The 23,977-nt window shown below is 71.5% G+C and carries 20 protein-coding genes and 1 pseudogene; 11 read left to right on the top strand and 10 right to left on the bottom strand.

Going from position 1 to position 23,977, the window contains the following annotated elements; genetic code table 11:
* Positions 1–44: 44 nt before the first annotated feature.
* The 3 genes from ACH4E8_RS03470 to ACH4E8_RS03480 all read right to left on the bottom strand — a co-directional run bounded on the left by ACH4E8_RS03470 (position 45) and on the right by ACH4E8_RS03480 (position 5,511).
* On the bottom strand, positions 45–1,856 hold the full coding sequence (locus tag ACH4E8_RS03470) for an ArnT family glycosyltransferase (RefSeq protein WP_398443901.1): 1,812 nt from the start codon (positions 1,854–1,856) through the stop codon (positions 45–47).
* Positions 1,853–3,190, bottom strand: coding sequence for a glycosyltransferase (locus ACH4E8_RS03475; protein ID WP_398443903.1), 1,338 nt, complete (start codon positions 3,188–3,190; stop codon positions 1,853–1,855). Before ACH4E8_RS03475 ends, ACH4E8_RS03470 begins: the two co-directional genes overlap by 4 nt.
* Positions 3,191–3,453: 263 nt before the next feature.
* The gene (locus tag ACH4E8_RS03480; RefSeq protein ID WP_398443905.1) at positions 3,454–5,511 is read right to left on the bottom strand and encodes a thioredoxin domain-containing protein; all 2,058 of its coding nucleotides are present in this window, start codon (positions 5,509–5,511) and stop codon (positions 3,454–3,456) included.
* A 648-nt stretch (positions 5,512–6,159) separates the two neighbouring features.
* On the opposite strand from ACH4E8_RS03480, the gene ACH4E8_RS03485 reads away from it, so the two are divergent.
* Positions 6,160–6,726 (top strand): Uma2 family endonuclease, encoded by a 567-nt coding sequence (locus tag ACH4E8_RS03485; RefSeq protein WP_398444718.1) that lies wholly within the window; start codon positions 6,160–6,162, stop codon positions 6,724–6,726.
* Positions 6,727–6,752: 26 nt separating this feature from the next.
* On the opposite strand, the gene ACH4E8_RS03490 is transcribed toward ACH4E8_RS03485, so the two are convergent.
* Complete coding sequence (locus tag ACH4E8_RS03490; RefSeq protein WP_398443907.1) at positions 6,753–7,493, bottom strand: SAVMC3_10250 family protein; 741 nt, start codon at positions 7,491–7,493, stop codon at positions 6,753–6,755.
* Positions 7,494–7,899: 406 nt separating this feature from the next.
* On the opposite strand from ACH4E8_RS03490, the gene ACH4E8_RS03495 reads away from it, so the two are divergent.
* Together ACH4E8_RS03495 and ACH4E8_RS03500 are read left to right on the top strand one after the other, a co-directional pair.
* Positions 7,900–8,739 (top strand): alpha/beta fold hydrolase, encoded by an 840-nt coding sequence (locus tag ACH4E8_RS03495; RefSeq protein WP_398443908.1) that lies wholly within the window; start codon positions 7,900–7,902, stop codon positions 8,737–8,739.
* A 272-nt stretch (positions 8,740–9,011) separates the two neighbouring features.
* Entirely contained in the window at positions 9,012–12,218 is a 3,207-nt protein-coding gene (locus tag ACH4E8_RS03500; protein WP_398443910.1) for a tetratricopeptide repeat protein, read from the top strand.
* 58 nt (positions 12,219–12,276) lie between these two features.
* On the opposite strand, the gene ACH4E8_RS03505 is transcribed toward ACH4E8_RS03500, so the two are convergent.
* Together ACH4E8_RS03505 and mca are read right to left on the bottom strand one after the other, a co-directional pair.
* Positions 12,277–12,561 carry a hypothetical protein gene (locus ACH4E8_RS03505; protein ID WP_398443912.1) on the bottom strand — a complete coding sequence of 95 codons (285 nt, stop codon included), beginning with the start codon at positions 12,559–12,561 and terminating at the stop codon, positions 12,277–12,279.
* Positions 12,554–13,435, bottom strand: a complete 882-nt coding sequence (gene mca, locus ACH4E8_RS03510) for a mycothiol conjugate amidase Mca (RefSeq protein WP_398443915.1) — start codon at positions 13,433–13,435, stop codon at positions 12,554–12,556. The genes ACH4E8_RS03505 and mca overlap by 8 nt, the downstream gene beginning before the upstream one ends.
* A gap of 105 nt (positions 13,436–13,540) precedes the next feature.
* On the opposite strand from mca, the gene ACH4E8_RS03515 reads away from it, so the two are divergent.
* Both ACH4E8_RS03515 and greA read left to right on the top strand, forming a co-directional pair.
* Complete coding sequence (locus tag ACH4E8_RS03515; protein WP_398443917.1) at positions 13,541–13,945, top strand: DUF4307 domain-containing protein; 405 nt, start codon at positions 13,541–13,543, stop codon at positions 13,943–13,945.
* 274 nt (positions 13,946–14,219) lie between these two features.
* Entirely contained in the window at positions 14,220–14,717 is a 498-nt protein-coding gene (gene greA / locus ACH4E8_RS03520; protein ID WP_361538563.1) for a transcription elongation factor GreA, read from the top strand.
* Between the two features lie 64 nt (positions 14,718–14,781).
* On the opposite strand, the gene ACH4E8_RS03525 is transcribed toward greA, so the two are convergent.
* From ACH4E8_RS03525 to ilvA, 3 genes are all read right to left on the bottom strand, one after another.
* Positions 14,782–15,645, bottom strand: coding sequence for an ABC transporter permease (locus ACH4E8_RS03525; protein ID WP_398443919.1), 864 nt, complete (start codon positions 15,643–15,645; stop codon positions 14,782–14,784).
* Positions 15,642–16,655, bottom strand: coding sequence for an ATP-binding cassette domain-containing protein (locus ACH4E8_RS03530; RefSeq protein ID WP_398443921.1), 1,014 nt, complete (start codon positions 16,653–16,655; stop codon positions 15,642–15,644). Before ACH4E8_RS03530 ends, ACH4E8_RS03525 begins: the two co-directional genes overlap by 4 nt.
* 401 nt (positions 16,656–17,056) lie before the next feature.
* Positions 17,057–18,292 carry a threonine ammonia-lyase gene (ilvA, locus tag ACH4E8_RS03535; protein WP_398443923.1) on the bottom strand — a complete coding sequence of 412 codons (1,236 nt, stop codon included), beginning with the start codon at positions 18,290–18,292 and terminating at the stop codon, positions 17,057–17,059.
* Positions 18,293–18,485: 193 nt separating this feature from the next.
* Here ilvA and ACH4E8_RS03540 point away from each other — a divergent pair, with 193 nt between their 5' ends.
* The 4 genes and pseudogenes from ACH4E8_RS03540 to ACH4E8_RS03555 all read left to right on the top strand — a co-directional run bounded on the left by ACH4E8_RS03540 (position 18,486) and on the right by ACH4E8_RS03555 (position 20,391).
* A complete protein-coding gene (locus tag ACH4E8_RS03540; protein ID WP_398443925.1) occupies positions 18,486–18,986 on the top strand; it encodes a MarR family winged helix-turn-helix transcriptional regulator in 501 nt (166 codons plus the stop codon).
* A 295-nt stretch (positions 18,987–19,281) separates the two neighbouring features.
* Positions 19,282–19,668 (top strand): annotated as a pseudogene (locus ACH4E8_RS03545) (sigma factor-like helix-turn-helix DNA-binding protein); the annotation flags it as partial.
* Between the two features lie 200 nt (positions 19,669–19,868).
* Positions 19,869–20,120, top strand: coding sequence for a hypothetical protein (locus ACH4E8_RS03550; protein WP_398443927.1), 252 nt, complete (start codon positions 19,869–19,871; stop codon positions 20,118–20,120).
* A 79-nt stretch (positions 20,121–20,199) separates the two neighbouring features.
* Complete coding sequence (locus ACH4E8_RS03555) at positions 20,200–20,391, top strand: DUF1059 domain-containing protein (protein WP_398443928.1); 192 nt, start codon at positions 20,200–20,202, stop codon at positions 20,389–20,391.
* A 348-nt stretch (positions 20,392–20,739) separates the two neighbouring features.
* Here the strand turns inward: ACH4E8_RS03555 and ACH4E8_RS03560 are convergent, their stop codons facing one another.
* Positions 20,740–21,894, bottom strand: a complete 1,155-nt coding sequence (locus ACH4E8_RS03560) for a cystathionine gamma-synthase (protein WP_398443930.1) — start codon at positions 21,892–21,894, stop codon at positions 20,740–20,742.
* Positions 21,895–22,034: 140 nt separating this feature from the next.
* Here ACH4E8_RS03560 and ACH4E8_RS03565 point away from each other — a divergent pair, with 140 nt between their 5' ends.
* Positions 22,035–23,141 carry a hypothetical protein gene (locus tag ACH4E8_RS03565; protein WP_398443932.1) on the top strand — a complete coding sequence of 369 codons (1,107 nt, stop codon included), beginning with the start codon at positions 22,035–22,037 and terminating at the stop codon, positions 23,139–23,141.
* A gap of 96 nt (positions 23,142–23,237) precedes the next feature.
* Positions 23,238–23,951 carry a peptide-methionine (S)-S-oxide reductase MsrA gene (gene msrA, locus ACH4E8_RS03570; RefSeq protein WP_398443934.1) on the top strand — a complete coding sequence of 238 codons (714 nt, stop codon included), beginning with the start codon at positions 23,238–23,240 and terminating at the stop codon, positions 23,949–23,951.
* The last annotated feature ends 26 nt before the right edge of the window (positions 23,952–23,977 follow it).

The following is a 23,977-nucleotide window of genomic DNA, read 5'->3' on the forward strand; positions in this document are numbered from 1 at the left end:
TCTGTGGCCTGCCGTACTTCCTGTGGTTCTTGTGGTTCCTCGGCTCAGCGGGCGCGGGGCGGGTCGTCGGCGGCGGCGCCGGTGATGTGGCGGATCTCGATCCGGTCGTCGCCGGTGCCGAAGACGGCGACCGGGGTGGAGTTCTCCAGCGCGGCCTGCACGTTGGGCAGCGTCGGGGCGTCCCGGCGGACCGTCAGCGTGGAGACGACGTAGTCGAGATCGCGCCAGCCGCGCGGCATCGTCTTGGTCACCTTGGGGTCGAGGTCGGCCTTGTAGAACCAGATCGCGCCGGTGCTGGGCTCGTAGCCGGCGTGGACGAGGTCGAGCCAGAGGGCGTCGTCGACCAGGACCCGGGTGGACGCCGGGTCGCCGACCCGTTCTTCGAACCAGGCGGCCGCGGCCCGGTAGTGCTTGTTGGCGTCCTGGGTGAGGGCGTCGTGGTTGCCCTCGACCCAACGGGGCGTCAGCAGGGCGGCGGCGGTGAGGGCGAGCGCGGCGACCGCGGCCTTGCGCGGTGCGACCCTGCGCGTACGGGCGGGGCGTACGGCTCCGTCGGCGGGACGTACGGCTTTGCCGTCGGGGCTCGCGGCGACGGCTTTGCCATCGGGGCTCGCGGCGCGGCGGTGCAGGATCGCGTGCACCGCGCTCGCCGCCGCGCCCGCGAGGACCAGGGCGAGGAACGGCAGCGCCTGGATGACGTACATCGCGGGCAGGTATCCGTCGGGCCGGAACGCCATCAGCGTCAGCAGCGCCACCGCGAGCGCGGGCCCGGCCAGTGCGCGCGCGGTCACCGACCAGCGCAGGGCCAGCAGCAGGAGCAGGGCCGCCGCCGCGCCCGCGAGCGGCAGCACCGGGTCGTAGTACAGCCACGCCTCCAACGTCTTGTGCGAGCCGGTGCCCGGGTCGAGGACGAAGCCGGAGCCGGGGCGGCTGAGTTGGTAGCGGATGCCGTCGACCAGCGACACGCGGTGCGGGCTGGCGAAGAACTCGCTGTTGAGCAGCGCGTACAGCGGATACGTCAGACCGATCAGCGCGCAGGAGGCCACGGCGCCGGTGACCGCGAACTTGCGGGTGTCGCGGTGGCTGTGCCGCCACAGGGTGAGCAGCAGCGCCGGCAGGACCAGCAGCATCGTCTCCTTGGAGAGCACGGAGACGGCGCCCGCGACGCCGGCCGCGAACTGGTGCCACAGGTGCCGCCTGGGGGACGCGGCCAGGCAGAAGGCCAGCAGCATCCACAGGACGGCGATGTTGTCGAGGAAGATCTCCCGCTGGAAGTGGACGGAGAGCGGGGAGAGTCCGAAGAGCGCCGTCGCGAGCGCGGCGGCCCAGCGGGGCAGGAAGAGCCGGCGGGCCAGGACGAAGAGGAGGACCGCGCTCACCGCGCTGATCAGCAGCATCGCGAAGCGCATGGTGGCCACCGTCATCGCTTCGGGCACGAGGAGGGCGGGGAGGTAGGTGAGCCCGGCGAGTTGGAGCCAGCCGAGGGGCGGGTGGTCGTACCAGTACGTGTAGTGGGCCAGGCCCTCGCCCTGTTGGACGGCCCACGCCTGGGAGAGGTACGTGCCCTCGTCGTCGCTGAGCGCGGGGAAGCCGGTGATGTTCCAACCCTGGACGAGCACGATCACGGTCAGGAGGGCGAGGCAGGTGAGCAGGTCGGGGCGGGAGGAGCGGAAGCGTATGACGGGGCGGGGCGCGGTGCGTATGGAGGTGCGGGTGCGGGCGCGTAAGGACCCGGGTGCGTCCGCGGTGCGCTGCGTCGGCACGGTCTTCGCGTCGGTGGTGCCGCGAGTGCCGGCAGCCGGTTGGGGGGCGTCGTCCGGGGTGGTGTCCTCGGGCGTCGGCAGGGTCGTCGTCACCGGTGGGCGTCCTCTCCGAGCGCGGGCGCGGCGGCGCGCGGTGCGGCTCCGGCCGTGGCGGGGGCGTCGGGGCGCGGTCCGGCCGTGGCGGGGGTGTCGGTCAGATGGGCGCCGACGTGGCTCGTCAGCTCCCACTCGTTGCGTCCGCGCTGCTCGCGCCAGACCGCGCGCAGGGCCGCGCCCGCCAGGAGGACCTGGTAGAAGGGGCCGCCGACGATCAGCTTGAAGTAGTGCACGAAGCGGACGCGCAACCCGTACTGCTTGCCGAAGTCGTGCAGTCCGACGACTTCGAAGACGAAGGTGACCGCGGCGGCGATCGCCGGCAGGAAGGTCACCATCGCGGCGCCCACGGACACGTCGAAGAAGAGCGCGACGGCGACGTTGAGCGGGATGACCACTCCGGAGAACGCCTGGAGGAAGGGGGTCATCAGGGTGTAGCGGGCGAGCATCCGCTGTCCCCGGGTGGGCAGTTGCCGCCAGTCCCTCTTCCGGTACACCTGGAGGAAGCCCTGGTTCCAGCGGGTGCGCTGCTTGAGCAGGCTGAGCAGGGTGTCGGGGGTCTCCTCGCGGGTGACCATGTCGCTGTCGTACGCGACGACGACCTTCTTGCCGACGGAGGAGAGCCGTACGCCCAGGTCGCAGTCCTCGGCGAGGCAGTCGGGGTCCCAGCCGCCCGCGTCCCGCAGCACCCGGGTGCGGACGAAGACGGTGTTGCCGCCGAGCGGGATGAAGCCCTTCTGGGCGTGCAGGTGGAGCCGGCTGCGGAACCAGAAGAAGTACTCCAGGCAGTTGCGCAGGCTGTACCAGGAGGAGTGGAAGTTGATCAGCTGTACGCCGCCCTGGACGACGTCGGCGCCGGTGGCGGTGAAGGCGTGGTCGACGTGGGCGAGGAGTTCGGGGTGGACCTGGTCCTCGGCGTCGAAGACCCCGACGACGTCGCCGCGGCAGTACGGCAGTGCGGTGTTGAGCGCCTTGGGCTTGTTCTTCTTCGCGTGGGTGTCGGTGATGACGCGGACCCGCAGCGGGTCTTGTCGGGCGGCCCGTTCGGCGACGGCGGCGGTATCCGGGTCGTCGTGGCCGACGATCACGATGATCTCGTAGTTGGTGTGGCCGGACTCCAGCAGCCGCTCGATGGTGTGCGCCAGCACCGCCTGTTCGTGGCGGGCGGGGAGCAGTAGCGAGAAGGAGAGTCCGGCGTCGCCCTCGGGCCGGTCGAAGCGGGTGGCGGCCAGGGTCTCCGGCGTGCGCCAGGCGTGCATCTGCCACCAGAGGGTGAAGACGGCCATGAAGAACAGGGCCAGGGAAATGGCCACGACGAACACCGATAACAGCACGAAGTCCCCCTTGAACCCCCGCGCGCGGCGTCAGGACCCCCCTGCCGGCGTACGCGCCCGGCGCGGCCGGACGGTCGGCGCACTCCCCTGTGTGCGCTCCCGGCTACGCCATGTCGATGATGGGGGGACTTTATCGTCGATGTGTGAAGATCTGATGCTCATCCGACAATCGTTGACGCGATGTCGAACATTGGCTCATTCGCGGCCATCTGCCGATCATCAGCGATCGAACGTGTTCGGTGGCGGGGGCGCCACCCCCTGGGTCACTGCGCGGCGCCGGTCCCCAACTGTTCGGCCAGCTCGGCGGGTTCGCCGGTGGGCGTACGACAGGTGAAGGCCCGACAGACGTACGCCGCGGCCCGTCCGTCCACCAGGGGCCGCCCCCGCAGCAGCGGGAATTCCTCCCCGTCCGGCTCGCCCGCGGCCACGACCGCGCCCGGCGCGGTGCCCAGCAGCGCGGTGCGGTGCAACTCCGCTGCGGCCGGGTCGCCTTCCAGCCCGACGACGGCGACCTCCCGCGGCCCGTCCAACAGCGCCTCCGCCACCGCGAGCCCCCATCCGATGAACCGCGGTGCCCGCGGGCCGAGCGCCTTCACCACCCCGAGCGCCTGCTCGGCGGCGGTGCGATGGGCCTCGGAACCGGTGTGCGCGGCGTACGACAACAGGGCGCCGGCGGCGGCGCTCCAGCCGGAGGGGGTCGCGTTGTCCGTCGGGTCCTGGGGCCGTCGGATCAGTTGCTCGGCGTCGTGCGCGGTGTCGAAGAGGGTGCCGTTCTCCCCGGTGAACCGGTCGATCACCAGGTCCAGCAGGACACCGGCGAAGTCCAGCCACACGCCTTCGCCCGTGACGCCGGCGAGGGTGACGAAGCCCTCCGCCACGTCCGCGTAGTCCTCCAGCACCCCGGCGCTCGCGCCGGCGACGCCGTCCTTGGAGGTGCGGACGAGCCGGGCGCTGCGGTCCATGTGCAACCGCACCAGCAGATCGGCGGCCTCGGTGGCCCGCTCGACCAGGTCGGGCCGGTCGAAGTACGCGCCGGTCTCGGCGAGCGCGGCGATCGCGAGGCCGTTCCACGCGGCGACGACCTTGTCGTCCCGCTCGGGCCGCGCCCGCCGCTCCCGCGCCGCGAACAGCCGGGCCCTGATGTCCTCGATCGCGTCTGTGTCTGTGTCTGTGTCTGCGGGGTGCTCGGCGTCGTCCCGGCGCGGCAGTTGCAGCACGGACGCGCCCTCCTCGAAGGTGCCCGTCTCCGTCACTCCGTAGACCTGCGCAGCAAGGCGTCCGTCCTGCTCGCCGAGCACCTCGCGCAACTGTTCGGGCGTCCACACGTAGAACGCGCCCTCGGTCGCGTTCCCCTCGGCGTCGTGGCTGTCCGCGTCCAATGCGGAGGCGAAGCCCCCCTCGGCGGTGCGCAGTTCGCGCACCATGAAGTCCGCGGTGTCCAGGGCGACCCGCCGCGCCAGCTCGGAGCCGGTGGCACGCCACAGGTGGGCGTACACCCGGCACAGCAGTGCGTTGTCGTACAGCATCTTCTCGAAGTGCGGCACCACCCACTCCCGGTCCACGGCGTAGCGGGCGAACCCCCCGCCGAGCTGGTCGTGGATGCCGCCGCGGGCCATCGCCTCGCAGGTGTCGACGGCCATCTGCAATGCGCCCTCGGCGCCGGTGCGGGCGTGGTGCCGCAGCAGGAACTCCACCACCATCGCCGTGGGGAACTTCGGCGCCCCGCCGAACCCCCCGTTCCGCTCGTCGTACTCCCTGGCGAGCCCGAGCAGCGCCTGCGCCAACTCGTCCTCCCCCGGCACGCCCTGCCCCCCGTGCGCCAGCGACCGCCCGGCCAGATCCCGGGTGATCCTCCCGGCGACCTCCGCGACCTCCTCGCGCCGATCGGCCCACGCCGCCGCGACCCCTTCCAGCACCTGCCGGAACGAGGGCATCCCGTGCCGCGGCTCCGGCGGGAAGTACGTCCCGAAGTAGAAGGGCTCGCCGTCCCCCGTCAGGAAGACGGTCATGGGCCAACCGCCCTGCCCGGTGGCCGCCTGCACCGCCTCCATGTACACCGCATCGACGTCCGGCCGCTCTTCGCGGTCGACCTTCACCGACACGAAGTGCTCGTTCAGGTAAGCGGCGGTCGCGTCGTCCTCGAAGGACTCGTGCGCCATGACGTGACACCAGTGGCACGCGGAGTACCCGACTGACAGCAGCACGGGTACGTCGCGGCGCCGCGCCTCCTCGAACGCCTCCGGCGTCCAGGGCCACCAGTCGACCGGGTTGTCGGCGTGCTGAAGCAGATACGGCGAGGTCACACCAGCCAACCGGTTCATGCGATCCAGCCTCTCACAGGGCCTGGCCCTGCCGGCGGCTGCGGCACAGCGCTCGCTGACCCCGATCGGGCAAAGCGCCTGGACGGAACCGCCTCCCCGCAGGCAGGCGTGCAGCGCCGAAAGCCCGCCCAAGGTAATAGACACTGTCTTACCCTGTGCGCATGAAGGCGACCCGAGCCGGGACCGCCGAGAACATCTCCGTGTCCATGCCCACCGAGCTGGTCAGCGAGCTCCGCTCTCGAACCGGCCGCCGCGGCCTGTCCAGCTACATCACCGAGGCTGTGAGGCATCAGCTCGCCATGGACGGGCTCGCCGAGATCGTCGCCGCGCTCGCGCTCCGGGTCCCGGCCCCTGTGATCGTCCTGACCTCCAGACCGCGACGACTGGTCGAAGCTCTGTGGGAGCCGCACGATCATCAGAGAGGTGTAAAACCGCCCACTACTGGGTCTGTGCATGCACTGGCACCAATGGCACGCGGAGTAACCCACCGACAGCAGCACGGGCACATCACACGGACTCCGTCCGCCCCACCAAGCAGCCGCGGGACCGTGACCGCTTCTCCCCGAAGGCAGACTCCTCGGAACCGCAGGACAGTGGGCTGAGCCCGGCAGCGTGGGAAGTGTGGACACTCCTCGAAGGAGGCACACCATCACCGCCGAGATGGTGATGCCCGCGTGGATGCATACGCAGATCAGCGCGGAGCAGTACGAGTCCTGGTCCGAGGAGCAGTGCGCCGGCATCGAGATCGTGGACGGCATGGTCGTCGTCAGCCCGAGCGCCTCCAAACGGCACAACCGACTGGCTCGGCTCCTGGCCAATGCCCTGGACGCCGCCGCGGGCCCGGACTGGAACGCTGACACGGACTTCGACGTCCGCCTACAAGACGTTCCGCTCACCAACCGGCGCCCCGACGTCATCGTCTACCGGGCGGAGACCATCGACCTCACGCCCACCCGGCCCGAGCACGTGCTCCTAGTCGTCGAGGTCGTGTCGCCCGGGTCGGAAACCACGGACCGGATCGTGAAGGTGGACCAGTACGCGAAGGCCGGCATCCCCTTCTACTGGCGGGTGGAACAGGCCGCCACTGGTGTTCCCATCGTCCACACCTACGTGCTCGACCCCGCGACCAAGGGCTACAGAGACGGCGAGATGTTCACCAGCGCGATCAAGACCGCCGTGCCCTTCTCCGTCACCGTCGACCTGGGAGCCGTCTGAGATTCCGGGATCGCCCGGAGGGCGGGCTACGGCTGCCGCTTCACGTACTCCACGATCAGTGGGCTCGCCACCAGACAGCCCGCGTCGTCGGCGGTCTCAGGCAGTACGGCGCTGACCCTGGCGAGACCGGAGACGACGGTGGAGGTGCTGACCTCGGGGCTCTCGGCGTCCAGTGCTGCCAGGAGGTGCCGGATGCCGAGGCGGGGAAGGGGGGCGGGCGGTTCGGGAGGGTTCTCCTCGTCCGCCGGGGTCTCCGGGGTGTGGGCGTCTTGGCTGTGGGCCAGTGCGTTGACGACATGGCCGGCGTTGGTGACGAAGACGGTGCCGGCGCTGTGGCCGCCGTCCGCGAGGCCGGTCAGCTCCGGACCCTCCACCGGCGTCGGGGGCCTGCCGAGCAGGTGGCGGGCCGATCCGTGCAGCAGCAGCCGGCGGGCAGTGGCGGCGTCGGGAGAGCGCTCCGAGTCCACGAACAGCACCAGGTTCCGGTAGCGGCCCCGGAGCGTCACCCAGGTCATCCGCGCCTCGAACTTCACCCAGCGGCCCGGTTCGAGGTCGGGGTCCGTGTGCAGGGGTGCGTGGCGGGCCGTCTGCTTCTCCACCTGCTTCAGGTGGCGACGCAGGTCCTGGAGGTTGTTGGGCGCGGGCGCTTCCACGTCCAGGCCGGCGAAGGGCATGCCCGCGCGCAGTTTGACGACGGGGCGGGCCCGGCGAGGCGCCGGCAGGAACTCGTTGAGCTTGCCCTCGGACAAGTAGATGACCTCACGCACTGGTGCCCCCCGGCCCTGTCGTTCCTCGGCGCCGCATTCGCCCGTCCCATCCTGCCATCCGCCACTGACGGCCCCGCCGTTCCGCACGTTGCCGCAATCACCACAGCCACGCGTGTGGAGGCGGCCGGCCTCGATGCGGGCGTTAACACGGCGCAGCAGGCCACGGGCGGCTCCGTAGCGGGTCCGGACGATCGACTGCTGGGTCCCGAGATGTTTTTGAAAGGCAGTCAATCACTGCACGATGCGTTCAATAGCGGGCCCTTGGACCGAGCGGAGCTACCCTCGGCGCATGGCGAAGTCGTCCAAGGAGCCCGGAAACCCGCGGGTGGCGCGCACCCCGCGCGATGTGATCAGGGCGAGCGCCACTTCGCTGCACTGAACCTGCCGAACGAGGGGAAGTCGTGAGATGCCCGAAGTGGAACTCTCCGCCGGAGTCGTCGAGTACGAGGACAGCGGCGGCGACGGCCCGGTGCTCGTGCTCCTGCACGGCGTCGCCATGGACGGCTCGCTGTGGCGGAAGGTCGTCGCCGAACTGTGCCCGGACTACCGGTGCGTGGTCCCCACGCTTCCCCTGGGCGGGCACCGGCGACCCATGAAGCCCGACGCCGACCTGTCCGTCCTCGGGGTGGCCCGGCTGGTGGCCGAGTTCCTCGAACGTCTCGACCTGCACGACGTGGCCCTGGCGATGAACGACTGGGGCGGGGCGCAGGCGCTCGTCGCCGACGGGCGTACGGAGCGCATCGGGCGGCTGGTCATCACCTCGTGCGAGGCGTTCGACAACTTCCCGCCCGGGCTGCCCGGCAGCAACCTCGTCGCATCGGCGAAGGTGCCCGGCGGACTCACCGCCGCGTTCACGCTGTTGAAGCTCCGGTCCATGCGGCGGCTGCCGATGACGTGGGGCTGGATGAGCAAGCGCCCGGTGGACCACGACGTCATGGACGGCTGGTTCCGGCCGGTGTGGGAGTCCGCCGAGATCCGGCGCGACCTGCGCAAGTACGTCCTGAGCGCGCCGCCCAAGAGCGAACTGCTGCGGTGGGCCGAGAAGCTCCGCGAGTTCGAGGGGCCCGCGCTCGTCGCCTGGGCGGCGGAGGACAAGGTCATGCCGCCCGAGCACGGCCGGCGGCTGGCCGAACTCCTCCCCGGCGCACGGCACGTGGAGATCCCCGACAGCTACACCCTCATCCCCGAGGACCGGCCGGCCGAGTTGGCCGCGCACATGGCGGAGTTCCTGGCGCGGACGGCTTGACGCACCCGGTCAGGCCCTGCCCCACGGAACACGCACCAGGCGTGAGCATGACGTAAACGGGTAGGCGGGTACGGGGGCCCGATCTCTCGTCGGACCGACGGGCCCCCAGGTTCGGGCCCCGTGGTCTCCCGGTCCCCTCCCGTCGCGCGGCGTGGCGCGCAGGACAGTGCTGTCCTGCGCGCCCGTTCAGCGTTCGACGTGCGGGTCTTCAACACACCGGTCACCGCACCGCCCGGGCCGTCACACGTAACGGATCACGGGAGGGGGCTGCCGTGCGGGACACCCATCGGGCGGAAGCTGAGCGGCTGTTGGCACGCGCTGTGGAGGAAGAGGCGCGACGGAGCGGAGGGCAGGCGGACACCGGCACCCTGCTCGCCCGCGGCCGGTCCGCCCTCGACGCCATGGCCGAGGTCGCCGGCGAGGAGTACGCGGCGTACGAGCAGGCTTCGGCGCAGGCGGAGGCCGCGCGGACACCGCTCGCCGCCCGGTTCGCCTGGCGCAACCTGTCGACGCCCGCGCTGGTGACCGGAATCTCCGCGCTCGCCGCCGTCGGCGCCGACCTCGCCCTCGACACCTCCACCGGCACGGCGCTCGGCGCGGGCGCGGTCGTCGCGGTCGCCGGCGCGGCCGCCACGGTCCTCAAGGTCACCGCCGCCCACTGGCCCGCGGCGCACCGCACGGCGGGCGCGCTCGGGCAGCCGGGCGGCCCCGAACAGCTACGGCTCCAGTGGCTGACCGCCCTGGAAGTACGGGGCATCCGGCCCTTCTTGGACCAGCAGCGGATGCTCGCCGCAGCGAGCGCCCGCGGACGTACCAACTCGGCCGCGAAGGCCGTCGACCGGCCGCGGGTCACCGACCGCAGCGCCGCGGCCCGCCGCCGCTCCGTGCTGGAGCAGTCCTTCGGGCACCTGCCGGAGCCGAAGGGACCGTTCGCAGGGCGGCGGGAGGCGATGAACCAGATCGCGCAGTGGGTGCACGCGGCCCGCGTGTCGACGGAGACGAAGCCGACGGTCGTCGTGCTGTACGGCCGGCAGGGCTCGGGCCGCAGCACGCTGGCGGTCCGTGCCGCGCACCATCTGAAGGACCAGTTCCGGGGCGCCTGCGTGGTCGACCTGCGGGGCAACAGCGGACACCCGCTGACCACCCGCGACGCCCTGCTGCACCTGCTGAACCGCCTCGGCGCGCCCCGCGAGCAACTGCTCTTCCGCGAGCGGCCGTCCGCGGAGCAGCAGGTGCGCCGGCTCGCCGAGCTGTACCACCAGCACCTGACGGGGTTGCCGGTGACCGTCGTGCTCGACGACGCCAACGACCCCGCCCAGGTGCGCACTCTGGTGCCGGAGCGCTCCGACAGCCTGGTCCTGGTCACCGCGCGGGAGAGGCTGGAGCTGCCGGACGACATCCCCGCGTGGGTGCACCAACTGCCGGTGGACGCGCTCGACGACGCGGGCGCCGAGGAACTGCTGCGGGCGGTCTCCGCAGCCCCCGCGGACGGCCCGTACGACGCCCAAAGCACCGAGCGCGTACGGGAGCTGTGCGGCGGGCTGCCGCTGGCGCTGCGCGTCGCCGGCACCTCGCTGGGCACCCGCACCTCGACCCGGCTCGCGGCCGACCTCGCGGCGTACGAGCAGCTCGACCCGGTCGAGCGGGCGCTGTCGCTGCGCTACGCGGACCTGCCGGAGCAGGGCCGGCGGCTGCTGCGCCGGCTCGCGCTGGCCGGCCGCGCCTCGCTGGGGGCCGCGGCCGCCGCGGCCCTGCTCGCCACCGACGAGACGGAGTCGCTGCGGCTGCTGCGGGAGTTGGCGGACGCCGGGCTGATCGACCGGGTGCGCTCCTCCCGCTACCGCCTCCACGAGTCCGTGCGCACCTTCGCCCGCGCCCGGCTCTTCGCCGAGGAGGAGGCCGCCGAACGCACCGCGGCGCAGGAGCGGCTGATCCAGAACTACGCGGACCTGGCCGGCGCGGTGATCCGGATGGTCGACGGCAAGCTGTCCACCCGGGCCGGGAAGTTCGACGCGCACGGCTTCCCGTCGCTGGAGTCCGCGCTGCGCTGGCTCGACGACGAGTCCAGCTTCATCACCTCCGCGCTGCGGTACGCGGAGGGCGTCGACCAGCAGACGGTGCTCAACCTGCTGGGCGCGCTGGCCGACTACTGCCTGCTGCGGGGCGACCTGTACCGGCTCGGCGAGATCAGCGAGCTGTCCCAGGCCGTCGACAAGGGGCTGCTGGAGCGGGCGGTGCAGCTGCGCACCGGCATCGCCGCGCGCCAGCTCGGCGAGCTGGACAAGGCGCGCACCACGCTGTCGTCGGTCGTCGGGCTGTACCGCGACGCCCACAACGAGGCCGGCACCGCCCTCGCGCTCTGTTCCCTCGGCATCACCCTGCACCACCAGGGCAACCTCACCGAGGCGGCGGTGAAGCTGACCGAGGCGATCGCGCTCCAGTCCTCCGACGAGCAGTCCGAGGACCGGGCGTGGTCGCTGCACGCGCTGGCCGCGGTCCGCCGCGACCAGGCGAACCTCGCGGAGGCGCTCACCCTGCTGGCGACGGCGCTGGAGCTGCACCGCGAGGGCGAGTCGCTGCACGGCGAGGCGTGGACCCACTTCCAACTCGGCCAGGTGTGCCTGCGGATGGGCGACGTGCCGCGCGCCGAGACGGAGCTGGCGACCGCGCTGGAGCAGTACGGGCGGACCCGCGACGGGCGCGGCGAGGCGTGGGCGCTCACCCAGCTCGCGCGGGCGCGGCTGGTCGACGGGGACGCGGGGCCCGCGGTGGACCGGCTGCGCGAGGCCCTGGCCCGCCACCGCGACAACGAGGACGCGCGCGGCGAGGCGTGGACGCTGTACTACCTGGGGCAGGCGCTGGAGGAGCGCGGCGACCTCGACCAGGCGGTGCGGGAGCTGGAGCGGGCGCGCACGATGTTCTCCCGGATGCGGGACGTGTACGGGCTGGCGTGCGCCCGGCACCACTCGGGCCGCGTCACCCGCGACCTGCGCGCCGCCCAGACCGGCAATCTACGCAACTCGGGCTTCGCCCGTCAGCTCCTGGTGGACGCCCGCGCCGACTTCCGCCGCATCGGGGTGGCGCACGGCGAGGCGTGGACGTGTCTGGAGCTGGCGCTGGTCGACGCGGGGAACGGCCGGCTGACGCAGGCGCTGGCGCTGTGCGACGAGGCGGTCGAGCTGTTCGCCTCGTACCGGGACGACCGCGGCGCGGACTGGGCCCGCTTCCTGCGCTGCACCCTGCTGCCGTACGCCTCCCCCGGTGGTACGGAGATCGGCGCGGTCGTCGCGCAGGAGGAGCTGTCCCGCCTGGTGGGCAAGGTGCACCCGAGCCGCGACGGCAAGCTGGTGGAGTGCGCCGAGGCGCTGGTGGTGATGTTGGACCGGGGCGTACGGCTGGAGGACGGCTGGCAGGCGTGGCACCTGGGCCTGGTCCCCAACCGCCACGCCCGCGAGGTCATGGGCGTCCCCACGCCGTGAGCAGTGCCTTCAGGGGCGCTGGACGCCCCTGAAGGCACGACCGGTGCGCGACGGCGGGCTAAGCCGACTTCGTCGCGCCCCGGTCCGCGGACGCACCGCCGCCCGCGGCACCGCCCGCGGCCGTGCCGCCGCGCGCCGGCGAGGTCACCGTCGACGACTCGTCGAACGAGATCCGGTTCATGTGTCGGTTCATGGACTTCATCAGGAACCACACACCGACCGCCAGACCCGCAAAGATCAGGAACCCCAGGACACCCGGGGTCACCTTGTTCTTGTCCAGCTCCTGCGCGAGCTCGGTCGCGTGCATCATTGCCAGGTTTGCGCTAGCGCTCATGTCAAGCATTGTCGCGGATGCCCGCGAAGAGGTCGCCCTCGGGGAGGGATGTACCGACCAGCGCCTTCGCGAGCTCGTACTCCTCGGTGGGCCAGACCTCCTTCTGGAGCTCCAGCGGAACGCGGAACCAGCCGCCGTCGGGGTCGATCTGCGTGGCGTGCGCGATCAGCGCCTTGTCGCGGATCTCGAAGAACTCGGCGCAGGGCACGTGCGTGGTCAGCGTGCGCTCCACCCGCTCGAACTCCTTCCAGCGCTCCAGCCACTCCCCGTACGGCGACTCCAGGCCGCGCGCGAGCAGCGCCTCGTGCAGCGCGACGGTGCGCGGGCGGTTGAAGCCCTGGTTGTAGTAGAGCTTCAGCGGCTGGTGCACCGGGCCGAACTCGGACTCGGGGAAGCTCTCGGCGTCCGCCGCGCCCTCGAAGGCCACCATCGTGATCTTGTGGGTCATGATGTGGTCGGGGTGCGGGTACCCGCCGTTCTCGTCGTACGTGGTGATCACCTGCGGACGGAACGAGCGGATCGAGCGCACCAGTCGGCCGGCCGCCTTCTCCACGTCCTCCAGGGCGAAGCACCCGTCGGGCAGCGGCGGCAGCGGGTCGCCCTCGGGCAGGCCGGAGTCGACGAACCCGAGCCATTCCTGCCGTACGCCGAGGATCTGGCGGGCCTCGTCCATCTCCTTGCGGCGCACCTCGTGGATGTTCGCCTCGATGTACGCGTCGCCCTGGAGCTTGGGGTTGAGGATGGAGCCGCGCTCGCCGCCCGTGCAGGTCACGACCAGCACGTCCACCCCCTCGGAAACATACTTGGCCATCGTCGCCGCGCCCTTGCTCGACTCGTCGTCGGGGTGGGCGTGCACGGCCATCAGTCGCAGCTGCTCAGTCAAAGCGGGATCCTCATTGATTGGTCGGTCGGCACGGCTTCTATAGTGACCGAATCGGGCGGCGGAAAATTCCGGCCGTCCGTCCCGTCCGCGCGGAGAGGAATGACCATGAGCGGCGTGCGCGAGCAGCTTCCCGAGTCCCGTTACGGGCGCTCGGCGGACCAGCGCGCCGATCGTCGGCTCAAGATCCTGGGCGCGGTCCTCGGCGCGGGCTTCCTCGCGATGGTCGGCTGGTTCGGCTACGACTACATCGCCGGGCAGAAGATCAGCGCCGAGATGATCAAGTTCGACGTGACCTCCGACACCGAGGTGCAGGCACACCTGGAGATCCGCAAGGACGCGGACGCCACGGGCAGCTGCACCGTGCGCTCGCGCTCCGCGGACGGCGCGGAGGTCGGCCGCCTGGACGTCCGGGTGGACCAGCGGGGCGAGACCCGGATCGACCAGGTGGTCAAGATCCGGACGATGTCGCGGGGCACGACGGCCGAGCTGGTGCAGTGCACCAACGACTGAGCCGTTCGACCCGGCCGACCGGCTGACCGGGCTTCCCGCCGGCCGCCCGGCCGACCCCGCGGATGACGGCCCCGGGCCGTCAGTGGTTCATCGGAAAAAAGCACCGCCAGGTCGCTCGTGGATCAATGCCTGACCTGCGTTGATGCGATTCTGATGGCTTTTGTTCTCCCCCTTTCGGCACGAAATTGTTAGGGTCGTGGTTTCGCCCTCCTGTGGCAGCACATGCTTCTGGGTAGGGCGAAGCTTTGTATCCCAGTACCTACGAGGAGCACCTGTGACCCAGACCAGCGAGAACGTCACCTGGCTCACCCAGGAGGCGTACAACCAGCTCAAGGCCGAGCTGGAGTACCTGTCTGGTCCCGCGCGCACCGAGATCGCCAAGAAGATCGAGGCGGCTCGCGAGGAGGGCGACCTGCGGGAGAACGGCGGGTACCACGCGGCCAAGGAGGAGCAGGGCAAGCAGGAGCTCCGCGTCCGCCAGCTGACCCAGCTCCTGGAGAACGCGAAGGTCGGCGACACCCCGCCGGACGACGGCGTCGTGGAGCCCGGGATGGTCGTCACGATCGCCTTCGACGGCGACGAGGACGACACCCTGACGTTCCTCATGGCCTCCCGCGAGTACGCCAGCAGCGACATCGAGACCTACTCCCCGCAGTCCCCGCTGGGCACCGGGGTCAACGGCAAGAAGGTCGGCGACACCGCGGACTACGAGCTGCCGAACGGCAAGCTGGCGTCGGTCAAGATCCTCGCCGCGAAGCCCTACACGGGCTGAGCCCTACGCACACGTGAAGGCGCCCCCGGAGCCCGGCTCCGGGGGCGCTGTCGTTCGAACGGGGTCAGATCGCCGTGGAGCGGTACTTGCGGACCGCCAGGGTGCGGAAGACGACGATGATCAGGACGGACCAGATCAGCGACGCCCACACCGGGTGCTGCATGGGCCAGGCGTCCGGGACCGGGTAGCCCGGCGGGAGGTTGCCGAAGAGCTCGCGGCACGCCTGGACGGTGGCGCTGAAGGGGTTCCAGTTGGCGATGGTCTGGAGGAACGTCGGCATGTTCTCCGACGGCACGAAGGCGTTCGAGATGAACGTCAGCGGGAAGAGCCAGATCAGCCCGCCGGAGGTGGCCGCCTCGGGGGTGCGCACGGACAGGCCGATCAGCGCGCCGATCCAGGTGAAGGCGTAGCCCAGCAGGAGCAGCAGCCCGAAGGCGGCGAGCGCCTTGGGGACGCCCTCGTGGATGCGCCAGCCGACGAGGAGGGCGACGCAGGCCAGGACGACGAGGGTCAGCGCGGTCTGGACGAGGTCCGCGAGGGTGCGGCCGGTGAGGACCGCGCCCTGGGCCATCGGGAGCGAGCGGAACCGGTCGATCAGGCCGCGGTGCATGTCGTCCGCGATGCCGGCGCCGGCGCCGGCCGTGGCGAAGGTGACCGTCTGCGCGAAGATGCCCGCCATCAGGAACTCCCGGTAACCGGAGGAGCTGAGGCCGGCACCGGGGACGTTGATCGAACCGCCGAAGACGTAGCTGAACAGCACGACGAACATCACCGGCTGGATCAGGCCGAAGAGCACGATCTCCGGGATCCGGGTCATCCGGATCAGGTTCCGGCGGGCGATGACGAGCGAGTCGGAGACCGACTGGGCGATGCCGCCGCGCGGCTTGGGCGGCGCGACGTCGGCGACCTTGGTGGCGGTGGTGGTCACTGCGCGCCCTCCTTGGCAGCGGTACGGCCGGCCGGCGGGGCGTCCTCGCCCTCTTCCCCGCCGCTCTCCGCCACGGCGGCGTGTCCGGTCAGCGATATGAAGACGTCGTCGAGGGTGGGGCGGCGCAGCCCGATGTCGTCGATCTCGACGCCCCGGGCGTCCAGCTCGCGGATGATCTCGGCGAGCAGCTTGGCGCCGCCGGTGACCGGGACGGTGAGCTTGCGGGTGTGGTCGACCACGGCGACCTCGCCCTTGCCGAGGGCGTGCAGCACCTCGCGGGCGTCGGCGATGTGCCCGTGCTCGTGGACGACGACCTCGACGCGCTCGCCGCCCGTCTGGGCCTTGAGCTCGTCGGCCGTGCCGCGCGCGATGACCCGGCCGTGGTCGACGACGGCGATGGTGTCGGCGAGGTGGTCTGCCTCTTCCAGGTACTGGGTGGTCAGCAGCAGGGTCGTACCCCCCTTGACCAGCTCTTCGATGACGGTCCACAGCTGCTGGCGGTTGCGCGGGTCGAGTCCGGTGGTGGGCTCGTCCATGAACATCACGGGCGGCGACACGACCAGCGCGGCGGCGAGGTCGAGGCGGCGGCGCATGCCGCCGGAGTACGTCTTGGCGGGCCGGTCGGCGGCTTCCGCGAGGTTGAAGCGCTCCAGCAGTTCGCCGGCGCGGGCCTTCGCCGCACGCGAACCCATTTGGTAGAGCTGGCCGACCATGTGCAGGTTCTCGCGACCGGTGAGGTACTCGTCGACGGCGGCGAACTGGCCGGAGAGTCCGATGGAGCGCCGGACTTCGTTGGGGTGCTTGAGGACGTCGATTCCGGCGACGACGGCCTTGCCGGCGTCGGGCTGGAGCAGGGTGGTCAACACCCGCACGGTGGTGGTCTTCCCGGCGCCGTTCGGGCCGAGGAGTCCGAGGACCGTGCCTTCGGGGACGTCGATGTCGACGCCGTCCAGAGCCTTGACCGCGCCGAAGGACTTCACCAGACCTTCGGCGTAAATGGCGCCTGGCATTGGGGTCTCCCAGGATGGCGGTTGGGTGATTCACGCTCACGCAAGATGTCCAGGTTTGCAACACTTGGACGACTTTTCCACCGCAGGTGGAGGTTCAGCGGGGTCGCCAAGACCTGCGCCAAGAACTGGCGGAGCGCAGCGAGGGGCTCACCGTAACGCGATGTATCGCGTCCCCTCAACCTATTTGGACGCGATACATCGCGCCGGCGTGCGGAGCTGCGGGAACCTTCCTGGAAGCCGCCGATCGCGCCGGGATGCGCGTCGATCGCCGGGAGGTGCGCCGGACGATCCGGAACCCGTCGGTCGCCGGGAGACGCGTCGGTCGCCCCGGGATGCGCCGGTCGCTCCGGGACCCGTCGATCGCTCCAAGACGCCTGCCGGTCTGCCCCGGGGCGCATCGATCACCCCTGGGAGACCACCTCGTACCCCGCCGCCCACAGCGCCGCCGTGACCTCGGTGCAGTGCTCGGGCCCCTTCGTCTCCAACTGCAACTCCACCTCGACCTCGGAGAGCCCGAGCCGGGGGTCGGTGCGCACGTGGCTGACGTCCAGGACATTGGCGTCCACCGCCGACAGCGCGGACAGCAACCCAGCCAGCGCGCCCGGCCGGTCCGTGAGCCGCAGCCGCAGCGACAGGTAGCGGCCCGCGGCGGCCATCCCGTGCCGCAGGACGCGTTGGAGCAGCAACGGGTCCACGTTGCCGCCCGAAAGCACCGCGACCACCGGCCCCTCGAAGGAGTGCGGATCGCTCAAAAGCGCCGCCACCGGACTCGCGCCCGCCGGCTCCACCACCATCTTCGCCCGCTCCAGGCAGAGCAGCAGCGCGCTGGACAATGCGTCCTCGCTCACCGTGCGCACCTCGTCGACGAGGTCGCGGACGAGGGCGAACGGCACGTCCCCCGGGCGGCCCACCTTGATGCCGTCCGCCATGGTCACCGGCGCCGCGACCGCGACCGGCCGCCCGACCGAGAGCGAGGGCGGATACGCCGCCGAGCCCTCCGCCTGCACCCCGACGATCCGCACGTCGGGCCGGACCGCCTTCACCGCCACCGCGATGCCGGCGATCAGCCCGCCGCCGCCGACGCCCACCACGATCGTGCGCACTTCCGGGCACTGTTCCAGGATCTCCAGGCCCACCGTGCCCTGCCCCGCGATCACGTCGGGGTGGTCGAAGGGGTGAATGAAGACCGCGCCGGTCGTACGCGCGTACTCCTGCGCCGCCTCCAGCGTCTCCTCGATCACCTGGCCGTGCAGCCGCACCTCCGCGCCGTACTCGCGGGTCGCCGCGACCTTCGGCAGCGGGGCGCCCTGCGGCATGAACACGGTCGAGTGGACTCCGAGCAGCGCGGAGGCGAGGGCCACGCCCTGCGCGTGGTTGCCCGCCGAGGCGGCGACGACGCCCGCCGCGCGCTCCTCGGGGCGCAGCCCGGAGATCCGCACGTACGCCCCGCGCAGCTTGAACGAACCGGTGCGCTGGAGGTTCTCGCACTTCAGGTGCACCGGCGAGGCGACCAGCCGGGACAGGTAGCGGCTGCCTTCCAGCGCGGTGACCCGGGCGACGCCGGTCAGCATCTTCTGCGCCCCCCGGACGTCGTCGATGATCACGGGGGGAAAGGTGCCACGCGTCGTGAAGCTCATGACCTCCAGTCTCGCAGCTTCGGGACGGGCGCGTTCGACGGCGTACGACGGTGCGCGGCAAGCCCGTTCGGCGACGTTGAGCCCTTCCCCGCTGCTTCCTCGCCGGTTTTCCCAGGGCCCGTACGGACCGCCTGCCAGCCGCGTACTCTGTCCCCCACCAATCGACCGCTCCCGTACAAGAGAGCCCATTGCCATGCCCACTACTCAGGACATGACGACCCGTCTCGATCCCGGCCCCCTGGACGCCCTACAACACCAAGTCGCTTTGTTCGCACGGCGCGCGGAGCAAACCCGCCTCGCCGGCATCGGCCAGGTCCGCAACTCCATGGACCGCGCCGCGTACCTCCTGCTCAACCGGCTCGACCGCGAAGGACCGATGGGGGTGAAAGCACTCGCGGCGGGGATGGGCATCGACTCGTCGACCGTCACCCGCCAGGTCGCGCCGCTCGTCGACACCGGACTGGTCAAGCGGACCTCGCACCCGGAGGACGGCCGAGCCGTCGTGCTCCAACTCTCCCCGCGCGGACAGGCCCGACTGGAGGAGGTGCGCAATTCGCGCAGAGCCTTGATGGAACAGGTCACGGACGGGTGGTCGGACTCCGAACGCGAGTCCTTCACCTCCCTGCTCACCCGCTTCAACCAGGCGCTCTCCGCCCGACAGAACGGGGCGGACGCGCCACCCGCAGTGACCTGACCGACCGCTCCCCCTTCTCCCACATTCCCCTTGCTGTTCCCTCCGGTCCGTCCGGCCCTGCTCCTCCTTCGTGACCGACCCTGGTACGCCGACCACCTGGGTCCACGTCCGCCGGGCCTTCGACCGGGGCCGCGCGCCCCCTTCCCCCTCGAACGGCGCCGGCGCACGCCCGTACGCACGGGCAATGTCCGCCGACGTCTTGACCCGGGGCGCGCGCCTGTTCCTAGATGAGGACGTGAGCGAGCGGCAGCGGTCCGTGGTGAAGCACCACCGTGCCCGACAGTTCGAAGCGTTCATGGCGGGGGCGGGGGGCCGGCTGCTGCATGCCGCCACCCTGCTGACCTCCGAGACCACGGAGGACAATCCGCACGCCCGCCGGCTGCTGACGGCCGCACTCGCGCACACGTACGCCGAGTGGGGCCGGCTGCGCGGCGAGGACCCGTACGAGCGCACCCGCCGACAGCTCGCGATCCGCTTCGCCCGCTGCTCGTGGCGCTTCCGCCGGGCGCGGGGCGGGGTGCTGCAACGCCTCACCCCGCGCGAACGGCTCGTCCTGGTGCTCCGGCTCTACGAGGGCGTCCCGGAAGAGCAGGCCGCGGCGCTGCTCGGGCTGCCGGTGGAGCGGATCCACACGGTGTGCGAACGGGCCGTCGCCGCGGCCGAAGCCAGCGCCGCCGGCCCTGATTGCCCTGCCGGCCGTACTGGCCGTACTGGCCTCGCCGGCCCTGCTGGCTCCGCCGGCTTCGACAGGGCAGAGGCTGCTGAGCGGGACGGGCCCGGTGAGCCGAGCAGGTCGGGTGAGCCGGATGGGTTGGCGGAGCCCGAACGGCCGGCGCTGCCGGAGCCGCCGGCACCCGAGCCGGCCCCGCGGACGGCACGCGGATGAGCGCGGAGACCCGCCGCCAGCAGAACGTGCGCCGGATGCTGGCCGGCCACCATCCGTCGCTGCCCCACGACATCGCCGCACGCGCCGTCGAACGGGGTCACCGGATGCAGCGCCGCCGCCGCGCGGCCCGGGCCGCGGCCTGGGTGCTGGTGCTGGCCCTGATCGCGGTGCTCACGGTCTGGGCGGCGACGGCGTCCCCCTGGGAGGCCGGCCCAAGAGCGACGACACCACCGGTCGAGGGCGTCTGACCTGTGGTTTCACAACCCGTGACCGATGCCGTCGAGCTGCCTATGCTGGAAGGAGCGGTGTACGTCCGAGGAGGTCGTCATGACCAGGAAAGTCGCTGACTGCCGCAAGTTCCCCAGTGAAGTGAACTGCACGCTCACCATCTCCGGCGAGGAGGACGAAGTCCTGCGCGCCGCGACGGCGCACGCCGTCGCCGTCCACGGCCACACCGACTCTCCCGAGTTCCGCGAACAGCTCCGCGGACTGCTGGAGGACGAGAAGGTCCCGGCGTAGCCAGGCGTTGCGTGGCCCCTGAATCGAACAGACGGACAGCGCCTCCCCGAATCGGGTGCAGAGTACACATGTGCCTGCGGAGCAGCCTGTGACCCAACGATTCTGGTGGTGCGCAGGAAGAACGGGCTGCAGACCGGCGTCCTGTGCATGTCCCTCACGTGCTGCCCAAGCACGTGGCGTGCGTAGTCCCACGCACGTGAACGCAAGACACAGGAGAAGCAACAATGAACGTTCTGACCGACCTGCTCGCCGGCGTCCTCCACTTCGTGGGCTGGCTCGTCTGAGTCTGATCTGAATTTCGCGGGTGCCGCCTCTGCGCTGTCGGAGGCGGCACCTTTGCGTCCGGCCTCAGCCCAGCGCCTGCTGGAGGTCGGCGAGGAGGTCGTCGACCGCCTCGATGCCCACCGAGAGCCGCACCAGGTCGGCCGGCACCTCCAGCGCGGAGCCCGCGACGGACGCGTGCGTCATCCGACCCGGGTGCTCGATCAACGACTCCACGCCGCCCAGGGACTCACCGAGGGTGAACAGCCGGGCACGATTGCACACCTCGACCGCCGCCGCCTCGCCGCCCTCGACGCGGAACGACACCATCCCGCCGAAGGACTTCATCTGCTTCGCGGCGATCTCGTGGCCCGGGTGGTCCGGCAGGCCCGGATACAGCACCTGAGTGACCTTGGGGTGGTTGGTCAACATCTCGGCGACCCGGCCGGCGTTCGCACTGTGCCGGTCCATGCGCACCGGCAGCGTCTTGATGCCGCGGAGCACCAACCAGGAGTCGAAGGGGCCGGCGACCGCGCCCATCGCGTTCTGGTGGAAGGCCAGGTCGTCGCCGACCGCCGCGTCCGCGGCGACCAGCGCGCCGCCGACCACGTCCGAGTGGCCGCCCATGTACTTGGTGAGGGAGTGCACGACGACGTCGGCACCCAGCGCGATGGGCTGCTGGAGGTAGGGGCTGGCGAAGGTGTTGTCCACCACGAGCCGGGCGTCGGCGGAGTGCGCGACCTCGGCGAGCGCCGCGATGTCCGTGATGCCGAGCAGCGGATTGGACGGGGTCTCGACCCAGATGACCTTGGTCTTCGGGGTGATCGCCGCGCGCACGGCCGCCGGGTCGGAGGTGTCGGCGACCGACCACTCCACGCCCCAGCGGGCGACGACCTTCGCGAAGAGGCGGAAGGTGCCGCCGTACGCGTCGTTGGGGATCACGACGTGGTCGCCGGGGACCAGGAGGGTGCGCAGCAGGCAGTCCTCCGCGGCCAGGCCGGACGCGAAGGCCAGGCCGCGGCGCCCGCCCTCCAGCGCGGCGAGGTTCTCCTCCAGGGCGGTGCGGGTCGGATTGGCGCTGCGGCTGTACTCGTAGCCGCCGCGCAGCCCGCCCACTCCGTCCTGCTTGTAGGTGGACACCTGATAGATCGGCGGCACGACGGCGCCGGTGAGCGGATCGGCGGTGTTGCCCGCGTGGATGGCGAGGGTTTCGAGGTGGTCGAAGCTGTGCTGGTGGCTCATGAGGCCCGAGACTAGTCCTGCCCCGGCGGCGCTGTGTTGGCCTGTGGACAACGCGCCACTTGTGGACAACTCCGTGCCCCGATGCGGGGAACGGGGACCGGGCGTGGCCCGTTTCCGAGCGGGTCCGGGACAATGGGGCCATGGAGATTCTCTGGTTCCTGATCGCGGTGGGCCTGCTGATCTGCGTCGTCACGCCGTTCATGCGCCGACGCCGCTCGGGCGGCCTTCAGGTGGTCGACCCCGCTTCCCCCGACGCTGCGAACCCGGACGACTACGGGTTCCTGCGCCAGGAGGAGCTGGACCTCCGCCTCCCCGGTCCGGACCGGGACCTCCTCGACGTCCTGGAGGTCGTCCAGCACACGCAGAACTGGCGCGCCGCGTCCCAGCTCCTCGCCGGCACCCCGGCGCGCGGCGAGGTGCGCTGGCAGCGCGTCCAGGCGTTCGCCGGCGCGGCCTCCCTGGAGCTGCACCAGAAGCCCGGCGCGGGCGGCGCCTGGCTGCGCACCTGGCGCGCCGAGGCCCCGCAGGACGCGGGCGCCGCGCAGGTGCACGCCCAGTTCCTGGTCCAGCAGGCGTGGCGGTCCTCCTCCGTCGGCCAGGACGACTTCCGGATGATCCTGGAGGAGGCGCGCACGGTCTGCGCCGAGGCCGCGCGGCTCGCTCCGGACGACCCCGTTCCGTACGTCATCGAGCTGGCCGTCGCCCGCGGCCTGGGCTACAGCCACGAGCAGTTCGACCAGCTCTGGGCGAAGGTCATCGACCGTGCGCCGGAGCACATGGGCGCGCACCTGGTCGCCCTGCTCTACCTCGGCGAGAAGTGGCACGGCTCCCGCGAAGAGGCCGACCACTTCGCCACGACGGCCGCGGCCCGCGCTCCCAAGGGCTCGCTGCTGGCGGCGCTCCCCCTGTTCGCGGTGCACGAGCACGTCCCCGAGGTCGTGCTGATGCAGGACTTCTACCGCAGCGCGGTGGTCTCCAAGGCGGTCGAGGGCGCGCTCTACGCGGTCCACTCGGCCCGCCCGGACGACCCGATGCTCGCCCACGTCCGCCACCTGCTGGTGCTCTTCCTCGTCCGCTCCGAGCGCTGGGCGGAGGCGATGAGCCAGCTCGTCCACATCGACGGTCACGTGGGGGCCCTGCCGTGGACTCTCAGCGAGGACCCGGCCGCGGAGTACACCGTCTACCGGAACCTCGCGGTCGCCGGCTTCGAGGCGAACGGGGGCACCCCCGCGATGCTCCGCGGCTGAGCGCCCGGGCCCCTGCGGGCCCTGCCCGTACCGCTTCCGGAATGTCCGCCGCGTCCCGTGCGTTGTGGAGGTACCGACCTCCGAGGAGGAATCCGCATGTTCCTGTCCCGCCGCGCGCCCGTCCTCCCCACCCCCGAGGAGGCCCTCCCGGGCCGCCCCGCCCCCGCGTTCTCCGTCCCCGAACGCCACACCGTCCTGGACACCCCTCTCGCCGGCCCCTACCCCGACGGCCTGGAGGTCGCGGACTTCGGCCTGGGCTGTTTCTGGGGCGCCGAGCGCAAGTTCTGGCAGGTCCCCGGCGTCTGGACCACCCTCGTCGGCTACCAGGGCGGCCACACCCCGAACCCGACGTACGAAGAGGCGTGCTCCGGCCTCACCGGCCACACCGAAGCGGTCCGCGTCGTCTACGACCCGTCCGTCGTCTCGTACGAGCAGCTCCTGAAGGTCTTCTGGGAGTCCCACGACCCCACCCAGGGCTTCCGCCAGGGCAATGACGTCGGCACCCAGTACCGCTCCGCGATCTACACCCACACCCCTGCCCAGGCCGTGACCGCGGCGACCTCCCGCGACGCCTACCAGCAGGTCCTCGCCTCCTCGGGCTACGGCACGATCACCACCGAGCTCCTCCCTGCCGAGGGCCGCCCGTTCTACCCGGCGGAGGGCTACCACCAGCAGTACTTGGACAAGAACCCCGCGGGTTACTGCGGCATCGGCGGCACGGGCGTCAAGCTAGGTGACCCGTTCGAAACGAACTGGGGCGCGTCGTGCCCCACCGGCATCTCACCCGCGTCGGAACCTACGGAGAAGTAGCCGCACGGCGCCACGTCGTACAGCAG

Source organism: Streptomyces sp. NPDC017979 (assembly GCF_044328175.1).
GTDB lineage: Bacteria > Actinomycetota > Actinomycetes > Streptomycetales > Streptomycetaceae > Streptomyces.

Coding starts and splice junctions, on each gene's coding strand:
- msrA (WP_398443934.1), top strand. CDS start 23,238: ATGTTCCTGTCCCGCCGCGCGCCCGTCCTCCCCACCCCCGAGGAGGCC.
- ACH4E8_RS03495 (WP_398443908.1), top strand. CDS start 7,900: ATGCCCGAAGTGGAACTCTCCGCCGGAGTCGTCGAGTACGAGGACAGC.
- ACH4E8_RS03550 (WP_398443927.1), top strand. CDS start 19,869: ATGAGCGCGGAGACCCGCCGCCAGCAGAACGTGCGCCGGATGCTGGCC.
- ACH4E8_RS03565 (WP_398443932.1), top strand. CDS start 22,035: ATGGAGATTCTCTGGTTCCTGATCGCGGTGGGCCTGCTGATCTGCGTC.
- ACH4E8_RS03515 (WP_398443917.1), top strand. CDS start 13,541: ATGAGCGGCGTGCGCGAGCAGCTTCCCGAGTCCCGTTACGGGCGCTCG.
- ACH4E8_RS03560 (WP_398443930.1), bottom strand. CDS start 21,894: ATGAGCCACCAGCACAGCTTCGACCACCTCGAAACCCTCGCCATCCAC.
- ACH4E8_RS03480 (WP_398443905.1), bottom strand. CDS start 5,511: ATGAACCGGTTGGCTGGTGTGACCTCGCCGTATCTGCTTCAGCACGCC.
- ACH4E8_RS03530 (WP_398443921.1), bottom strand. CDS start 16,655: ATGCCAGGCGCCATTTACGCCGAAGGTCTGGTGAAGTCCTTCGGCGCG.
- ACH4E8_RS03540 (WP_398443925.1), top strand. CDS start 18,486: ATGCCCACTACTCAGGACATGACGACCCGTCTCGATCCCGGCCCCCTG.
- ilvA (WP_398443923.1), bottom strand. CDS start 18,292: ATGAGCTTCACGACGCGTGGCACCTTTCCCCCCGTGATCATCGACGAC.
- ACH4E8_RS03555 (WP_398443928.1), top strand. CDS start 20,200: ATGACCAGGAAAGTCGCTGACTGCCGCAAGTTCCCCAGTGAAGTGAAC.
- ACH4E8_RS03505 (WP_398443912.1), bottom strand. CDS start 12,561: ATGCTTGACATGAGCGCTAGCGCAAACCTGGCAATGATGCACGCGACC.